This window comes from Enterococcus sp. AAFC-DPL-5146 (genome assembly GCF_058216635.1).
On sequence record NZ_CM177103.1, the window covers coordinates 1060500 to 1078334 of the forward strand.

Sequence of the window (17835 nt, forward strand, 5' to 3'; positions counted from 1 at the left end):
AATAAAATAAAAGTGAAAAAATATACGATGTTATTACTTTGTGGACTAGTATTATCCACAAATACCTTTACAACTATTAGCTATGGGGAAGAGAATCGTCCGACATCAAGAAAAATCATTGGTTCAGATGATCGGACACTAGTAACAGATACAACAAAAGCCCCGTATTCAAGTGTTGTTTACTTTTCTGCTAATGGTTCTAGAGGTACAGGGGTGGTTGTTGGAAAAAATAAAGTGATAACGGCTGGGCATGTTGTCAGTAAATTAACAACGCTGTCAGCTGTTAGAAAAGCATATGTTGTTCCAGGCAGAAATCAAGATTATTACCCTTTTGGAAGATTTGGTGTCGAGTCGGTCGAAATTCATAAAGATTACTCGATGAATAAAGCGGATCATGATATTGCTGTTGTTACTTTGGGAATGAACGGATTTGGCCAGCATATTGGTGAAGCAGTACCACAAATTCCGGTATCTAATATTTCGACTGTCTCAACAAATAATAAAGCGTTTATTCCTGGATATGGTGGGGACAAAGGGACACAGATGTGGTCGCATACTGGCAATATAATTTCTCAAAGTACTTATCGCCTTTTTTATGATACTGATACAATCGGAGGAAACTCAGGAGGTCCTGTTTTCGATACTGATAATCGTTTAGTGGCCTTGCATACGACAGCGTATCCTAATTACAACGGTGGAGTAAAATTAACAGGTTCTAATTATGAGCTTGTTCAAAAACATTTAGGACAAACTGAAATTGATACTCAGGCGCCAAGCCAAGTAACAGGACTAAAAGCAACAAATGTAACCAAAACCTCAGCTCAATTATCATGGACCCCTTCAACAGATAACGTAGGTGTTGATAAATATGAAGTCTATCATAATGGTACCAGAATTGGGGAAAGTAAAATAACAAACTATGCAGTCAGTGGTTTAACGGCAGATACATCATACACATTCACAGTCGTAGCGGTGGATAAATCAGGAAACCGTTCGCAAGTATCATCAGATGTATCAATTCGTACAGAAAAAGAACCAGTCATACAAGCACCAACTCAAGTAATAGGGTTAAAAGCAACAAATGTAACGAAAACCTCAGCCCAACTATCATGGAACCCATCAACAGCCAATGTAGGTATTGATAGGTATGAAATCTATCGTAACGGCGCAAGAATTGGAGAAAGCAAAACAACAAATTATGCAGTAGGCGGACTAATAGCAGATACGTCATACACATTCACCGTTATAGCAGTAGACAAGGCAGCTAACCGTTCTCAAATGTCTACAGGAGTAACAGTTCGCACAGAAAAAGAAGTGGATAAACCAATAGAAGGTCAAACGACATGGGTTCAATCTAAAGTCTATGTAGGTGGGGATAAAGTATTTTACAAAGGGATTGAATACAGAGCCAAATGGTGGACGCAAGGAAACACACCTGGAATAAATGATGTATGGGAGAAGTTAAGTACAGAAATTATTGAAGAATGGAACTCAAACCTAGCATACCAAGGTGGAAGCATAGTTACTTATAAGGGAGTACAATACAAAGCCAAGTGGTGGACGCGTGGTGAAGAACCCGGGAAGTCATCTGTTTGGGAAAAGAAATAACGGGTCAAATATTAAAAGGGTAACTTAATTTTTGGGGAGGAAAATGGAAACATGAAAATCAAAACAATCACAACCTTATTATTATGTGGGGTGGTCCTATCGACATCAATAGTCACAACAACTGCTTACGCAGAGGAAAAGAAGCCAGAAAGTAGAGCCATTATGGGGAAAGATGATCGAGTGAGCATCAAGGATTCAACAAAGGCTCCATATTCAAGCGTTGCCTATATTTCAACGAATGCTGGCTCTGGCTCAAGTACTGTTATCGGGAAAAATAAACTATTAACAGCAGGTCATGTCGTTGAAAAAATAGAAACAAGTTGGGATATCAGTCAAGCAAAAGTTTATCCTGCTAGAAATGGGATTCAGTTTCCATATGGTGGTTTTGATGTTGAATCAGTAGATATACACAAAAATTGGACTACAGAAAAGAATCGTGATTTTGATATTGCAGTTGTCACATTGAAACCTAATAGTAGAGGTGAAAATATTGGGGACATTGTACCAATAATTCCAGTTAGAGATGTTCCTAATGTTTCAGTAGGGACAAAAGCATCTATACCAGGGTACAGTTACGATAAGTATGGAGAGTTATGGGAAGGAAAAGGTTCAGTAATGTCACAAACCTATTATCGTCTTTTCTATGATATTGATACACTCCAAGGGACATCTGGCGCGCCTATTTATAACGAGCAAAATCAACTGATTGGTGTTAACACAAGTCATTATTTTACTGCAGAAGGAGTGGCATTAAAAAATAGTGGATCAAAAATCACTGGATCAAATTATGAATTTATTGCGAAACATTTAGATAAAAAAGAAACAGATACTCAAGCTCCAAGTCAAGTGACAGGGCTAAAAGCAATAAATGTAACCAAAAATTCTGCCCAACTATCCTGGAACCCCTCGACGGATAACGTAGGTGTTGATAAATATGAAATCTATCGTAATGGCGCAAGAATTGGCGAAAGTAAAGCAACCAACTACTCAGTAAGTGGTTTAACAGCGGATACATCATATTCATTCACCATTGTAGCAATTGATAAAGCTGGAAATCGTTCGCAAGTATCGTCAGGTGTATCAATTCGTACAGAAAAAGAAACAGATACCCAAGCTCCAAGTCAAGTGACAGGGCTAAAAGCAACGAATGTAACCAAAAATTCTGCCCAACTATCCTGGAACCCCTCGACGGATAACGTAGGTGTTGATAAATATGAAATCTATCGTAATGGCACAAGAATTGGCGAAAGTAAAACAACCAACTACTCAGTAAGTGGTTTAACAGCGGATACATCATATTCATTCACCATTGTAGCAATTGATAAAGCTGGAAACCGTTCGCAAGTATCATCAGGTGTATCAATTCGTACAGAAAAAGAACCAGTTATACAAGCACCAACTCAAGTAATAGGGTTAAAAGCAACAAATGTAACGAAAACCTCAGCCCAACTATCATGGAACCCATCAACAGCCAATGTAGGTATTGATAGGTATGAAATCTATCGTAATGGCACAAGAATTGGTGAAAGTAAAACAACCAATTATGCAGTAAGTGGATTGTTAGCAGATACGTCATACACATTTACAGTCGTAGCAGTAGACAAGGCAGCTAACCGTTCTCAAATGTCTACAGGGGTAACAGTTCGCACAGAAAAAGAAGTGAATAAGCCAATAGAAGGTCAAACAACATGGGGGCAGTCAAAAGTTTATGTGGCCAATGATAAGGTGTTTTACAAAGGAATTGAATACCGTGCGAAGTGGTGGACACAAGGAAACACCCCAGGAACAAATGATGTGTGGGAAAAATTAAGCACAGGAATTATTGAAGAATGGAATTCAAAACTAGCGTACACAGGAAAAAGCGTAATAACTTATAAAGGAACACAATACAAAGCCAAATGGTGGACCCGTGGAGAAGAACCAGGTAAGGCACCAGTTTGGGAAAAAATATAAGTGCTGTTAAAAGTAATGTAGCACTACTGCTTTTAAAGAACTGCTGTAACTCGTGATGAAGACTTTATGAATGCTGCTGAATACCATGTAAAGCGGTGGACTCAAGCGAAATACATCAATGACTGAAGTAATTATGATTTACAAAAATAATATGAAAAATGAAGGACGGTAAAACAATGAAAATTCAAAATCTAGTAACAGTATTACTTTGCAGTGCAGTATTATCTACTGCAGCAGTTGCGGCAACACCACAAGTAGAAGCTGCTCATCCAGTAAGAGAAAAATTAACTGACAACAAATCAAAAATCAATGACACAACAAAAGGTCGTTTCCAAAGCGTAGCATTTATTGATGCCAATGGCGTAACAGGTACTGGAACAGTTATTGGTAATAATAAAGTCTTAACTTCTTACAATGTTGTTGAAAGTTTAAAGAACAGTGGAAATCTTGAGAAGTCTTTTGTTACACCTGGGAAAAATGGAGAAAACGCTCCTTTTGGTTCATTCCAAGTTGAGTCAGTGAACTTTGAAGAATCTTGGGGAAACTTAGCTATTTTAACAGTAAAACCAAATGAAAATGGTCAAAATATTGGTGAAGTAGTTTCAGTTGTTCCTGTTACAAAAAATCCAGCTGTTTTAGTTTGTTCAGCAGTGACTACACCTGGATATGATGCAGACAAAAAAGGTGAAATGTGGGAAAGTAAAGCGACTATTAGCTTTAACATTGCTTCTCATTTCTGGTTTAACCAAGCAAGCAAAGATGGAAACTACGGCGCACCAATTTTCGACCAACGTGGTAAATTACTTGGCGTTCGTACATTTGAAAAATATTCAAAAGGTGTTCAAACAAGTGCAGCAAAATTAACAGAACGCAATTATGATTTTATTTCAAATAATTTAAAATAAGAACTATCAATGTAACTAAAACAATCATGTGATACCTTACTTTTAATTAGAGTAGTTTAAAGTAAGTCGGGGAAGTAAAACGTTTCAAATAAGTGCATTATCATCAGGAAAGTAAATTAATAAAACTTGAGTCTGCCGCTTTGCATGGTATTCACAGCTGTCACAAGTTAAATTTAATGGAAAAAGTAGTAACTGAAAAATGTTGCTACTTTTTTTATTTTGAATCTTGAAAAAAACAAATTCTTTGGGACTAAACTTGGGCAGAAATATAGACAATCCGTCATTTAAGTTGTAAAGTAAATGTACTTGAAAAATTCGGAGGTTGAAAAGACATATGTATGATGTAATTGTAATTGGTGCAGGACCTGCTGGCATGACCGCAGCGTTATATGCGTCACGTTCTAATCTTTCAGTATTGATGATCGAGCGCGGTGCGCCTGGCGGTCAAATGAACAATACTGCTGAAGTGGAAAACTATCCAGGTTTTGATTCAATTATGGGACCTGAATTGGCTTATAAAATGTATGAAAATGTTGAAAAATTTGGTACAGAAAATGCATATGGCATTGTGATGGACATTAAAGATCAGGGAGCGTACAAAGAAGTTATTTGTGATGATAAAACGTATCAAGCTAAAACGGTAATCATTGCTACAGGTTGTGAACATCGTAAACTAGGTGTTAAAGGAGAAGAAGAATTTGCAGGTCGGGGTGTTTCTTATTGCGCAGTTTGTGATGGCGCCTTCTTCCGCAATAAACGCTTATTGGTTATTGGCGGCGGAGATTCAGCTGTTGAAGAAGCAATTTACCTAACGCAATTTGCTTCAGAAGTTGTGATTGTACACCGTCGTGACGAATTACGTGCGCAAAAGATTATTCAAGATCGTGCGTTTGCTAATGAAAAAATCTCTTTTGAATGGAATACTGTGTTAGAAGAAATCGTTGGCAATAATATGATGGTTACAGGCGGACAATTACGTAATGTGTTGACGAACGAAGTGAAGGAAATTGAAACTGACGGTGTGTTTATCTACGTTGGACTTGACCCTTTGACTGAACCATTCAAAAATGCTGGCTTAACAAATGCAGAAGGATGGATTGAAACAGATCAAGATATGAAAACAAGTATGCCAGGTGTTTTTGCCATTGGTGATGTTCGTGAAAAAACATTACGTCAAATCACAACAGCTGTTGGTGAAGGCGGAATTGCTGGACAACAAGTGTATAAATATATTGAAGATATGACAGAAGTTGAAGAAGTGAAATAATCAACCAGGTTGTTGAAGCATCACTATAATATTGACTGACCAAGATCTAGGTCAAAGCTTGATAAGTTTTGGCTTAGATCTATTTTTATACGATTAATGGGAGTGAAAGCAATGAGTTTAAATTTAAAAGCAATCGAAGAAATCATCAATAATGAAAAAAATGCAGGCGGATTTTCCAAATTGATCCGCGATTTTAAAAAGATCGGCATTGAAAAATATGATTATTTAGTAGATGCGGGTGTGTATCGCTACTATGATGAGTCGTCACACATTGAAATCCAACTGAATGGTAAACCTAAAAATGTTGCTGTGAAAGAGTCTTCTACAGCAATAAAAAAAGCTGTTTTAAAAGCACAAGCGGGTGACATTACATTTGAAGAATTCACAGAGCTTGCTGGTGCCGCAGGAGTAGCCTATTGGCGGACAGATTTACTTGCAATGCAGGTAGATTATTTTGGTCAAAGTGGAGTTATTCTGTTAAGTGAACCTATTCCGGAAGTTTAAACTGTAACTTTCGGATAAGGAAAGTAATTATGTTAATAGTGATGAGAAATGAACTCACAATTTCTCATCACTATTTTTATAATAATAGAATAACTGGTGTTGATTAGACTTTACTTGTCTTTTTTAATAAAATGAGACATTACTTTTCTTTCACAATCTAACGTTTCGATTTTGACTTGTTCTGCTTCCATCAGACCGATAAATTCTGTAAAAAAATCATGGAACAAAATTGGAGTTTTCTGGAACTACCAATACCGCCATCAATTATCTAGAAAAAGTATGCAGAGTTTATAAAGTACATAATTTTAACAAAATGGACTAGAAAATTCTAGTAAAATTAGGTACAACAAAAGAAGATAGTACATGATGCTAACACGCAACCTAATTTTCCTCGTAAACTTTCATTAGATAACACAAAAAACTGCTCCCTTAGTATATAAGGAAAAATAAAAAAAATTATTTTTATTTCGTAAATTGTAAGTCAGCGGCTTGCAATTTTTTTGTTGTACAAAGAAATTTATGTCAGACGTATTTTAAAATATGTGATTTACTTCCGTTTTTTATTAAGATATACTTAATATTAGGGTTGAAAAAAATATTAAGGAGTATGAAAAAATGATTGATATCAATGCTGGGGAAATTCAAAATCAGGCCACCAAGATTGGTCAAGCCAACGATAAATTAACAATTTCCCAAACTGTGACCTTTTCTTCTGGAACAACGGTGCCGGGAAATAGTTTAGCAAACAGTACTTTTGAAAAACTAAAAAGCTCTTCCTCAACCATTCAACAACTGTTAAACCGTGATACTGCCAATATCCAAAGTGCAGTTGCGGCCTTTAAAAGAGCGGATACGCAAGTTCAACAACTGTTTAAATCACCTTTATAACAGGTTTTAGATGAACGAGTGTACCCAGTTTTTATATGAGGAGGAAACAATGAAAGAGGAAGAGATTCGAAAAAGACGAATAGAAAATGAAGAAAAACAAGAAGAAAACACCGAAGTAACGATGTTATTAGAGCGAAAAATAGAAGATTGCGGTCAATTATATGCAAGTGAACGCCACCATAATGAACGAGTGATCGCTTATTTTCACCGACAAGAAGAAGGCACTTTTTTTGAAGAGATCATTGAAGATGCCCGAATCGAAGAACGTCGATTTTTTGAGGAAATGACTGACGGACAAGAAACGTTAGCCATGAAAAAAAGACAATTAGAAGAGCAGTCCGAAACCTTGTATGAAGCAGAATTACAAGCGCTCAGAGAGGAGGAAGATGCCCATGGTCAAAATGGTGATTGGTGAAGTTCAAACCCAAACAGAACAAATCAAAGCATTTGGTAAAACATACAGCCAGGCATTGGAATCTGTCTCAAGTGCAACCCAAGGTATTATCTTAGTTGTTGGCATGAGCGGTCAAGGAATGGACAGTATAAAAAACTATATTTCAAGCACGTATCCCGCTTTGTGTAAAGCCGTTATCCTCCACAGCGAAGCAACAGTCCAAGCCAATGAACAATATCTAGAGGGATACACGTCGCAATGCGGCAGTGAAGAGTTAGATTCAGAGGAATTACAAGATCAAATCAACGAAGCAGATAGATTAATTCAAGGCTTTCAATCTTCAAAAGATAGCTTTGCCCAAGCGAAACGGGGGTTATCAGAAGACAGCTCGAAAGTGATGGGGATGATTTTCCAAGCCGCAATCAATAATATGGATGCAGGAATTACTCGAAATCAAGCGAAGAAAGCGAAAATAGAAGAAAAATTACGTAAGTTTTTGGCATTTTGTGATAAGTCTCCGAGCTACTTCGATGGACTGAAAAGTTCAGAAGAATTAATGACAAAAGGGATGCAGGCGTTAGGCGTTGACGGTTCGGGAAACGTTGGCGCAGGAAGTTGGAACGGCAAAGGATTTTCCTTAAAAGAGACCGCTTGGATCAAGGATGTAAATAAGAATTGGAATGATCGAGTTGAAAGACGGGATAAACAACTATTAGATGGATGTAAGATTATTCATGTTTTTGACGAAAAATATGGCAAAGACGTTTACATGTTTGAAAAAGATGGGTATCATTACGCATTGAATGAGGACGATTTATCAGCAGATTTAAAGAAATTGATCAAAAAATACGGCTTAGATGTGTTAGAATTAAGTCCAACAGAGATGTCAAAACGAGTGAATGATTTCCAGAAAAGTGGACGAGATTACTTTAGTGGTGATAAAGTAGGAATGCCAGGTTTTGGTGCTTTAGCACACGGACAAGATTTTATGGGGAAAGCACAAGAATCAGGTTTGTGGGATGCGATGTGGGCGCTTGGATTGACAGGAGCTGTGGTGAGGAATGCGCAGATTTATGATAAGAAAGTTAGTGGGATTAAAGTTCCAAATACAGATGTTGGAGTGGTTCAATCAAGGATTAATTTAGCTGAAAATCCAACAAGATTTAGTCCTTCAAATAATGCTGGAATGAAACATGTTAGAGATAGACATTTTGATCCATTGAAAAATGCTGGACAATTTTCAGTATCGGAATCAAAATTGAAATCTATACTGCAATCAAAAAAAGTTGTAGATACTCCTGTAGTTAATTTAGGTGAAGGGAGATTTGAAAGAGTAGTAAATATTGGCGAAAACTTAGGAACTGTAAAACCTAGTTTAGGTGGAGAAAAAACAACTTGGTTAAAAGTAATAACAGATAAAGCGGGAAATATTATCACTTCTTTTCCGATACCCAAACCATAGGAGGTTATTATGAATAAAAGTATTATAAAAATTTATGATAGTTTTGATAAAAGTGAGTTAAATATATTTTTTGATAATCTAATTAAATTTGTAAATAAATATGATTCTGAATTTCAAAAACATACGTCATTGGAATATTTAAACTCAATAAAAAAATTTAAATCGCAAGATTTTATTTTGGGTCATTCAGATGACAGCCTTGAGCTTGGTATATCTTTTTATAAAAAGAAAATTGAAGAAAATCAGGATGAAGAAGCTACTTGTAATCAAGTTTCATCGTTAATATGGGCTTTAAGCGCATATATGATTGATGAACTGTGCCCAATCTGTTCTGAAAGTAATTTAAGGTTGACAGTAATGAAGCAAGAGGAAAATCAAATTGTGAAATTTTGTGATGAATGTCTCTCGACCATTATTAATGATAACTATGTTAAAATTGAAGGAGAATTAATTCCAGCATCTAAAAAAATGGTGGAATCATATTTGGAAATTTAATAAATATTTACTATCTGATTGGCGTCGGATAGTAAAGCCTTGACTAGTAAGCTGTAACTCGCTAATCAAGTTGCCAATAGCTAACAAAAGCTAGCTGTATTTATCGTACAAAAATTCATAGATAAACGATTGAACTGTATCAGTGAAGATGGACTGATGCAGTTTCTTTGTTTATCAAAAAATACGGTTTAGATGTGTTAGAATTAAGTCCGACGGAGAGGTCAAAACGAGTGAATGATTTCCAGAAAAGTGGACGAGATTATTTTAATGGTGATAAAGTTGGAATGCCAGGCTTTGGTGCTTTAGCACACGGACAAGATTTTATGGGGAAAATGCAAGAATCTGGTTTGTGGGATGCGATGTGGGCGCTTGGGGTGACAGGAGCTGCGGTGAGGAATGCGCAGATTTATGATAAGAAAGCCAATGGAGTTAATAAGTTGTTAAAACCTGATTTACTAGACGAACTTTCAAAAAGTGGTGTAAAGTATAATCAAGATGATGTGGTCATGGTTGGAAAAGATTCTTCAGGTAAATTACTTTGGCTTGAAAAAGGAAATGATAAAGCAGGATTAAAGCATATTATTAATGGGCATGTAGAAGATTTCAGTGCTAAAGGTATTCAAGATATTCCTAACTTTTTACATGATACTTTAAAAATAAATCCTATAAAACAAGGAACAGGACCTAAAGGACCATATTCAGTTTATATTATTGATGGAAAAAAATATACTTTGGCATATGGAAATAATGGGTTTGTAGTTTCATTTTATCCAAGTAAATAATTAAATAAGGAGGATATGCATGTACAAACTACTTTCCGTAGAAGAAGCAGTTGCAACAAGAAGTTTAGAATTGAAAAATTTAAATACAGGTACAATTGATTTATGTTTCGATGATTCAGCTGTAACTAGTTTTAAAAATTTTGATTTTATGGAAATTAATGAAGTATACGATTGTAAAATTTATCTTTTGGGTGAATTAGATGATGTCGGCGAGAATGTAACATATATTAAAGATGTTATTATTGGAACTAGAGTTTTATCAGAAGTTTCAAATAAAAAAGGAGATGTATACTATATTGACAAAATTTCTATAAGTGAGTTTACTAATAATGAAAAATTATTGAATTACAAGTATACTAGAAAAGATATTATTCAAGTAAATAATACCATTCATCCAGACTTTGAATAGCTAACAAAAGCTAGCTGTATTTTACTGTATAAAATTAAAAAATATGAATTATTTAAACGGTGCTAGTGCAAAATTTCTAGTACCGTTTTTTTATAGTATGAAGCAGAATTACAAGCGCTCAAAGAGGAGGAAGATGCCCATGGTCAAAATGGTGATTGGTGAAGTTCAAACCCAAACAGAACAAATCAAAGCATTTGGTAAAACATACAGCCAGACATTGGAATCTGTCTCAAGTGCAACCCAAGGTATTCTCTTAGTTGTTGGCATGAGCGGTCAAGGAATGGACAGTATAAAAAACTATATTTCAAGCACGTATCCCGCTTTGTGTAAAGCCGTTATCCTCCACAGCGAAGCAACAGTCCAAGCCAATGAACAATATCTAGAGGGATACACGTCGCAATGCGGCAGTGAAGAGTTAGATTCAGAGGAATTACAAGATCAAATCAACGAAGCAGATAGATTAATTCAAGGCTTTCAATCCTCAAAAGACAGCTTTACGAGGATTATCAGAAGACAGCTCGAAAGTGATGGGCATGATTTTCCAAGCGGCAATCAATAATATGACGGTCATCACTATGCACTGAATGAGGACGATTTATCAGCAGATTTAAAAAGTTTGATCAAAAAATACGGCTTAGATGTGTTAGAATTAAGTCTAGCAGAGATGACAAAATGAGCTAATAATTTCCAAAAAGTGGACGAGATTATTTTAGTGGTGATAAAATAGGAATGCTAGGCTTTGGTGCTTTAGCACATGGACAAGATTTTTATATAACAATTACATACAGAGGATCTACAGAACTTACTCTAGAAAAAATATTAGATAAAAATCATGTCGAATACGATGACTTATTATGAAGAGGAATTTTAAAAAGGAGTGAATAGTAAGAATGCAATATGAAAAAGATTGGTATATGAGACAAGTCAAAGCGGCTGTATTTAATCCATTCAAAAAAACAAAAGAAGTTCAAATGATGCCTATGGTCCATGTCACAGACGAAGTAACGGGAGAAAAGTATTCAATTCCGATTCAAAATCACCTTTTAGACCTTATCTTGAAATTCAAAATCAACCAAGCTGAGAATGAATTGTTTTCTGAATCCGAAAACATGTCAGATGAACAATTTTATGGGTTAGGCAAGTGGTTCTATGACATTCTTGAAAACTTATCAGATAAGGATTTAGAAACCGCAAATTTTTCAAGAGCTGAGATTATTCAAGGAAAAGCAGACTTAGATAAACGCAACAAGACAAATCAATTTTAAGAAAGAAATTTTTATTTCTTTTGACAATCGTTAAAATATGGACTATGATGATTGAGGATAAAGAACTGAATAATTGTTAGGTGAGGCTCCTATTTGGACATATGCTGCTGCCGCGAAAGAATCGAGAGACTCTTAGTTGGTTGAACAGGAATGATCGTGAAGGTCATTCATAACGTAGCTGATAAGAAATTATCTACGCCCTATAGTGCTAAAGCTCAACGATAGAGATACTTTTATTTAAGTTGCTATTTTACGCACACTCTATTGTTGAGTGTGCGTTTTACTTTGCTGTGAATCACTGCGACTGGCTTTGCCAGAGCAGATGATGAACAGTACTTGGCGACTGCAAGGAGCGAAGTTCCGCAAAAAAAGTAGCTAAGAGAGTACTAGGCCTACAAAGAGAGAAATAACCTTATCTTGTAAAAAAATTTCACCTAACAATTACAAAAAATCCATCGTTTTAAAATAAAAAAAGAGAGGAAGAGTCACATGGAAGACCCCAGTCATTCGAGAAAATTAAATGTAGCCTTCATCTTAGAAACGGTGGAATCAAAATGATTTTTCATTCCCCATTCTAGACAAGATGAATCGAGCTAGAACATGGAGGAAAAGAAAATGATGAACAAAAAAGCAATAGAAATGAAAAAAATAACTAAAGACCAAGAATTAAGAAAATTAGCGATGCTATCTGAACGAGAATTAATGATGGAACTACGTACATCAGGAAAAGGATTGTCTGAAGAAGATGCAAAACATCGTTTAGAAGAATATGGACCAAACGAAGTATCAGCTCAAAAACCTACACCTGCAATTATTATGTTTTTAGAGGCATTTAAAGATCCTTTTGTTTATGTGCTAGCATTATTAATGGCCGTATCTGCAGCCACAAAAGATTTCGAAGCAGCGATTGTAATGAGCTTGATGATTTTAGCAAGTGTAGTTATTTCCTTTATTCAAGAATATCGTTCGCAAAAAGCAAGTTTAAATTTAAAAGAATTAATTGAAAATACAGCAGCTGTAACTCGCGAAGGAGTAACAAAAGAAATTCCAATGGACGAGGTTGTTCCAGGAGATATGGTGACGTTAGCAACAGGAGATATGATTCCAGCAGATGCCGTTTTGATTTGGACAAAAGACTTGTTTATCAATCAATCTTCTCTAACAGGAGAATCTATGCCGGTTGAAAAATTTGTAGATGCTGGGGTAGACAAGAACCAAGAAAGTATCTCTGCGCTTGATATGCAAGATTTGGTTTTTATGGGAACCGATGTCTTGAGTGGACAAGGAAAAGCAATTATTTTAAAAACAGGACAACATACATTTTTTGGTGATATCGCTAAAAATGCAACCACACAAAGAGGAAAAACGTCATTTGATATTGGCTTGACGAAAGTTAGTAAATTCTTATTGCAAATGGTCATGGTTTTATTTCCAATCGTATTTTTAATTAATGGCATTACTAAAGGCGATTGGGGTGCAGCGTTTTTCTTTGCCATCGCTGTGGCAGTTGGTTTGACACCTGAAATGTTACCAATGATCGTTACAAGTAATTTAGCAAAAGGTGCGTTGAGTTTATCTAAACATAAAGTAATCGTTAAAGAATTACCTTCGATTCAGAATTTAGGCAGTATGGACGTACTTTGTACAGATAAAACAGGAACCATTACAGAAGATCGAGTGGTTCTTGTACAGCACTTAGATCCAATGGGAAATGTGAATGATACTGTGTTGGATATGGCATATTTAAATTCACATTATCAAACAGGTTGGAAAAATTTGATGGATGTAGCTGTCATAAATTTTCATGAAGAAAATGGGATTGTAAGTCCGTTCAAATCAGTTACAAAATTAGATGAGATTCCGTTTGATTTCTCTCGACGTCGTTTAACTGTTGTTGTGAATGCTGATGGTCATCAGTTGATGATTACTAAAGGTGCGGTTGAAGAAATGGAAGCTGTTTGTACACATGCTGAAATTGATGGTGAGCTCGTTCCTTTAACACCAGAATTACAGAAAAAAATGCGTGAAGTCAACATTCATATGAATGAACAAGGTATGCGAGCTTTAGCTGTAGCAGTAAAAAAAGACGTGCATAGTGAAGCTGTTTATTCAGTAGAAGACGAAAAAGGCATGGTATTGATCGGTTTCATGGGCTTCTTAGATCCAGCCAAAAAATCTGCTATTACAGCAATTAAATCTTTACATGAACATGGTGTGAATGTAAAAGTTTTAACTGGTGATAATGATATTGTAGCGAAAAAAGTTTGTGCAGATGTTGGCATTGAAGTGTCTCATGTAGTTTTAGGATCAGAAATTGATACGATGTCAGATGAACAAATGAAAGAAGAAGTAGAGAAAACTAACTTATTTGCCAAATTAAATCCAATGCAAAAATCACGAATCATTGAAACCTTACAAAGTAATGGACACACCGTTGGTTTCATGGGCGATGGTATTAATGATGCGCCTGCATTACGAAAAGCTGACGTTGGGATTTCGGTAGATACAGCGGCGGACATTACCAAAGATGCCAGCTCAATTATTTTGCTAGAAAAAAGTTTAAATGTGTTAGAAAACGGTGTTTTAGAAGGACGTAAAGTGTTCAGTAATATGATGAAATACATCAAAATCACGATCAGTTCAAACTTTGGGAATGTTTTCTCAATTTTAGTTGCTAGTGCATTTTTACCCTTTTTACCAATGCTTTCTATTCAATTGTTGATTCAAAACTTGATTTATGATATCGCACAGTTGACGATCCCTTGGGACAATGTTGATGAAGAAGAACTAGCGAAACCTGTCCGTTGGGAAACAAATGGCTTGATGAAATTCACTGTATGTATTGGTCCGGTAAGTAGTATTTTTGATATAATGACTTACCTTGTTATGTGGTTTGTTTTCAGTGCTAATTCCGTTGCAACGCAGCACTTATTCCAAACAGGTTGGTTTGTAGTTGGCTTAGTTAGTCAAACACTAGTTGTTCACATGGTACGTACGAGAAAGCTTCCATTTATTCAAAGTATTGCTTCACCAGCTGTGATTCTTTCCAGTTTAGGTGCGATTTGTTTAGGATTATTGATTGTCTTGACACCAATTCGGGAGGTTTTCGACTTTGTGAAACTTCCAGCTAATTATTGGGGTTGGTTCATTTTGATCATTGTACTATATTTGATTACAGTAGAAGTTGCTAAACGACTATATATTCACATTACAAAAGAATGGATTTAATTCAGAAAAATGTTGATTATAGATTTTGTAGACCGTTTATTTAACGAAAAGAACGATTCAATTTGTTTTTTCATACTAAATGTTTTGAAACAAATAACGAAAAATTTATTTGTGATTGAGATAGTCATTCGTAAAGAATGAAAAAAAACTATAATTTCACTATTAATATTCGCTTTTCATAGAACAAAGACAAAATATCTAACTTTTTGTCTTTGTTCTTTTTTTGTCAGCTAAAAAAAGTCTGTTCATTTTTTAGCAAATAATTTCCGTAGTATAATTTTTCTGTAGCATAACAATGAACTGATCGACTATAACAGTGTGTTGTCAAAAGATATGATTGGGAAGTCTTTTTATAAAACGGTTTCTTGTTTGTGATTTTAATCACTAACCTTTGGTACGAAAGGTTTCGAGTATTTTAATCAAATTTAAAGAAATACTAACTTTTTACTTGCTCTTTTACTTGTTTAGTGATAATTTGTAAGTGTAGTCGATAAAAAGTAATACAGTTTTTAATGCTGTTTTACTTCTTTCGAAAAAAAGAAACGTAACAGAGAGGATTGTGTGACAAAATGGCAAAGGCAAAGAAACAAAAACCTATTGACTTTAAAGCACTTATGGAAAAAGTCGACGCTGATTTCCCAACATTTCAAATCTTAGATAAAGATGGGAAAATCGTAAACAAAGACGCAGTACCAGATTTATCAGATGACGAATTAGTTGAATTAATGACTCGTATGGTTTGGTCACGTGTATTAGATCAACGTTCAACTGCATTGAACCGTCAAGGTCGTCTAGGATTCTTCGCACCAACAGCTGGACAAGAAGCAAGCCAATTAGCAAGTCAATTTGCTATGGAAAAAGAAGATTACCTATTACCAGGTTACCGTGATGTACCTCAATTAGTTCAACATGGTTTACCATTAACAGAGGCATTTTTATGGTCTCGTGGACATGTAGCGGGTAACCACTATGCGCCAGAATTAAATGCATTACCACCACAAATCATCATTGGTGCGCAATACATCCAAGCAGCTGGTGTTGCTTTAGGTATGAAAAAACGCGGTAAGAAAAACGTAGTCTTCACTTATACTGGTGATGGCGGTTCTTCACAAGGTGATTTCTATGAAGCAATCAACTTTGCAGGAGCATATCATGCAAACGGCGTGTTCATCATCCAAAACAATGGTTTTGCGATTTCAACACCTCGTGAAAAACAAACAGCAGCTAAAACATTAGCACAAAAAGCTGTAGCAGCTGGAATTCCAGGGATCGTCGTTGACGGAATGGATCCATTAGCAGTTTATGCAATTGCTAAAGAAGCTCGTGAATGGTCTGCAGCAGGAAATGGTCCTGTTTTAATTGAAACATTAACTTACCGTTATGGACCACATACATTATCAGGTGATGATCCAACACGTTACCGTTCAAAAGATATGGATGACGAATGGGTACAAAAAGATCCATTGATCCGTTTCCGTAAATATCTAGAAGACAAAGGTTTATGGTCTGAAGAAAAAGAAAATGAAGTTATTGAAAAAACAAAAGAAGAAATCAAAGTTGCAATTGCAGAAGCTGATAAAGTTCCAAAACAAAAAGTTTCTGATTTCTTGAAAAACATGTTTGAAGTTCAACCTCAAAATATTAAAGAACAAATTGCGTTCTACGAAGCGAAGGAGTCGAAATAATCATGGCACAAAAAACAATGATCCAAGCAATTACAGATGCCTTAGCTCTAGAAATAGAGAAAGACGAAAACGTCTTGGTCTTCGGTGAAGACGTTGGTCAAAACGGCGGAGTTTTCCGTGCAACTGAAGGTTTACAAGAAAAATTTGGCGAAGACCGTGTCTTTGATACTCCATTAGCAGAATCTGGAATCGGTGGTTTGGCTTTTGGTTTAGCTCTAGAAGGTTACCGTCCAGTTCCTGAAATCCAATTCTTTGGATTTGTATTTGAAGTATTTGACGAAATCGTTGGTCAAATGGCTCGTACTCGTTACCGTATGGGCGGAACACGTAACATGCCTATTACTGTTCGTGCGCCTTTTGGTGGTGGTGTTCATACACCAGAACTTCACTCAGATAACTTAGAAGGATTGATTGCTCAATCTCCTGGTATCCGTGTTGTTATCCCATCAAACCCATATGATGCAAAAGGACTATTGATTTCTGCAATCAGAAGCAATGACCCTGTTGTTTACCTAGAGCACATGAAACTATACCGTTCATTCCGTGAGGAAGTGCCAGATGAGTCTTACGAAGTGCCTTTAGATAAAGCTGCTGTTACTCGTGAGGGTACAGATGTTTCTATCATCACTTACGGTGCAATGGTTCGTGAAGCAATCAAAGCCGCTGACAACTTGGCGAAAGACAATATTTCTGTTGAAATCATTGACTTACGTACTGTCGCTCCTTTAGATGTTGAAACAATCATCCAATCAGTTGAAAAAACTGGCCGTGTGGTTGTAGTTCAAGAAGCTCAAAAACAAGCTGGTGTTGGTGCTATGGTTGTTTCTGAAATTTCTGAACGTGCAGTATTGTCATTAGAAGCACCAATTGGCCGTGTATCTGCTCCAGATACAATCTTCCCATTTGGTCAAGCTGAAAACATTTGGTTGCCAAATGCTAAAGATATCGAAGCGAAAGCTAGAGAAATCGCAGAATTTTAATTAAAACGTC

General features: G+C 35.9%; 16 protein-coding genes and 1 riboswitch. All 16 genes read left to right on the forward strand.

What is annotated here, in order from left to right:
- Positions 1 to 12: 12 nt before the first annotated feature.
- The gene (locus tag AC4BB2_RS04805) at positions 13 to 1608 is read left to right on the forward strand and encodes a fibronectin type III domain-containing protein (RefSeq protein ID WP_490474295.1); all 1596 of its coding nucleotides are present in this window, start codon (positions 13 to 15) and stop codon (positions 1606 to 1608) included.
- A gap of 51 nt (positions 1609 to 1659) precedes the next feature.
- Positions 1660 to 3561 carry a fibronectin type III domain-containing protein gene (locus AC4BB2_RS04810; protein ID WP_490474296.1) on the forward strand — a complete coding sequence of 634 codons (1902 nt, stop codon included), beginning with the start codon at positions 1660 to 1662 and terminating at the stop codon, positions 3559 to 3561.
- Positions 3562 to 3737: 176 nt separating this feature from the next.
- Positions 3738 to 4466 carry a trypsin-like serine peptidase gene (locus AC4BB2_RS04815; protein WP_490474297.1) on the forward strand — a complete coding sequence of 243 codons (729 nt, stop codon included), beginning with the start codon at positions 3738 to 3740 and terminating at the stop codon, positions 4464 to 4466.
- A gap of 334 nt (positions 4467 to 4800) precedes the next feature.
- The gene (gene trxB / locus AC4BB2_RS04820; protein ID WP_490474298.1) at positions 4801 to 5733 is read left to right on the forward strand and encodes a thioredoxin-disulfide reductase; all 933 of its coding nucleotides are present in this window, start codon (positions 4801 to 4803) and stop codon (positions 5731 to 5733) included.
- Between the two features lie 111 nt (positions 5734 to 5844).
- Positions 5845 to 6237, forward strand: a complete 393-nt coding sequence (locus AC4BB2_RS04825; RefSeq protein ID WP_490474299.1) for a DUF1398 domain-containing protein — start codon at positions 5845 to 5847, stop codon at positions 6235 to 6237.
- A 615-nt stretch (positions 6238 to 6852) separates the two neighbouring features.
- Positions 6853 to 7125, forward strand: coding sequence for a TIGR04197 family type VII secretion effector (locus AC4BB2_RS04830; RefSeq protein ID WP_208927329.1), 273 nt, complete (start codon positions 6853 to 6855; stop codon positions 7123 to 7125).
- A gap of 49 nt (positions 7126 to 7174) precedes the next feature.
- The gene (locus AC4BB2_RS04835; protein ID WP_490474300.1) at positions 7175 to 7540 is read left to right on the forward strand and encodes a DUF3958 family protein; all 366 of its coding nucleotides are present in this window, start codon (positions 7175 to 7177) and stop codon (positions 7538 to 7540) included.
- Complete coding sequence (locus tag AC4BB2_RS04840; RefSeq protein WP_490474301.1) at positions 7518 to 8981, forward strand: T7SS effector LXG polymorphic toxin; 1464 nt, start codon at positions 7518 to 7520, stop codon at positions 8979 to 8981. The genes AC4BB2_RS04835 and AC4BB2_RS04840 overlap by 23 nt, the downstream gene beginning before the upstream one ends.
- Positions 8982 to 8990: 9 nt before the next feature.
- Positions 8991 to 9476: a hypothetical protein gene (locus AC4BB2_RS04845; RefSeq protein WP_490474302.1), complete on the forward strand. Its 486-nt coding sequence runs from the start codon at positions 8991 to 8993 to the stop codon at positions 9474 to 9476.
- A 230-nt stretch (positions 9477 to 9706) separates the two neighbouring features.
- On the forward strand, positions 9707 to 10258 hold the full coding sequence (locus AC4BB2_RS04850) for a hypothetical protein (RefSeq protein ID WP_490474303.1): 552 nt from the start codon (positions 9707 to 9709) through the stop codon (positions 10256 to 10258).
- Positions 10259 to 10277: 19 nt separating this feature from the next.
- Positions 10278 to 10667, forward strand: coding sequence for a hypothetical protein (locus AC4BB2_RS04855; RefSeq protein WP_490474304.1), 390 nt, complete (start codon positions 10278 to 10280; stop codon positions 10665 to 10667).
- 139 nt (positions 10668 to 10806) lie between these two features.
- Entirely contained in the window at positions 10807 to 11226 is a 420-nt protein-coding gene (locus tag AC4BB2_RS04860) for a T7SS effector LXG polymorphic toxin (protein ID WP_490474305.1), read from the forward strand.
- 331 nt (positions 11227 to 11557) lie between these two features.
- Positions 11558 to 11932: a DUF6483 family protein gene (locus tag AC4BB2_RS04865; RefSeq protein ID WP_490474306.1), complete on the forward strand. Its 375-nt coding sequence runs from the start codon at positions 11558 to 11560 to the stop codon at positions 11930 to 11932.
- A 65-nt stretch (positions 11933 to 11997) separates the two neighbouring features.
- Positions 11998 to 12165, forward strand: a riboswitch (M-box (ykoK) riboswitch).
- A gap of 382 nt (positions 12166 to 12547) precedes the next feature.
- The gene (gene mgtA, locus AC4BB2_RS04870) at positions 12548 to 15160 is read left to right on the forward strand and encodes a magnesium-translocating P-type ATPase (protein WP_490474307.1); all 2613 of its coding nucleotides are present in this window, start codon (positions 12548 to 12550) and stop codon (positions 15158 to 15160) included.
- A gap of 569 nt (positions 15161 to 15729) precedes the next feature.
- Positions 15730 to 16845: a pyruvate dehydrogenase (acetyl-transferring) E1 component subunit alpha gene (pdhA, locus tag AC4BB2_RS04875; protein ID WP_490474308.1), complete on the forward strand. Its 1116-nt coding sequence runs from the start codon at positions 15730 to 15732 to the stop codon at positions 16843 to 16845.
- A 2-nt stretch (positions 16846 to 16847) separates the two neighbouring features.
- Positions 16848 to 17825, forward strand: coding sequence for an alpha-ketoacid dehydrogenase subunit beta (locus AC4BB2_RS04880; protein ID WP_069633743.1), 978 nt, complete (start codon positions 16848 to 16850; stop codon positions 17823 to 17825).
- Positions 17826 to 17835 lie beyond the last annotated feature (10 nt).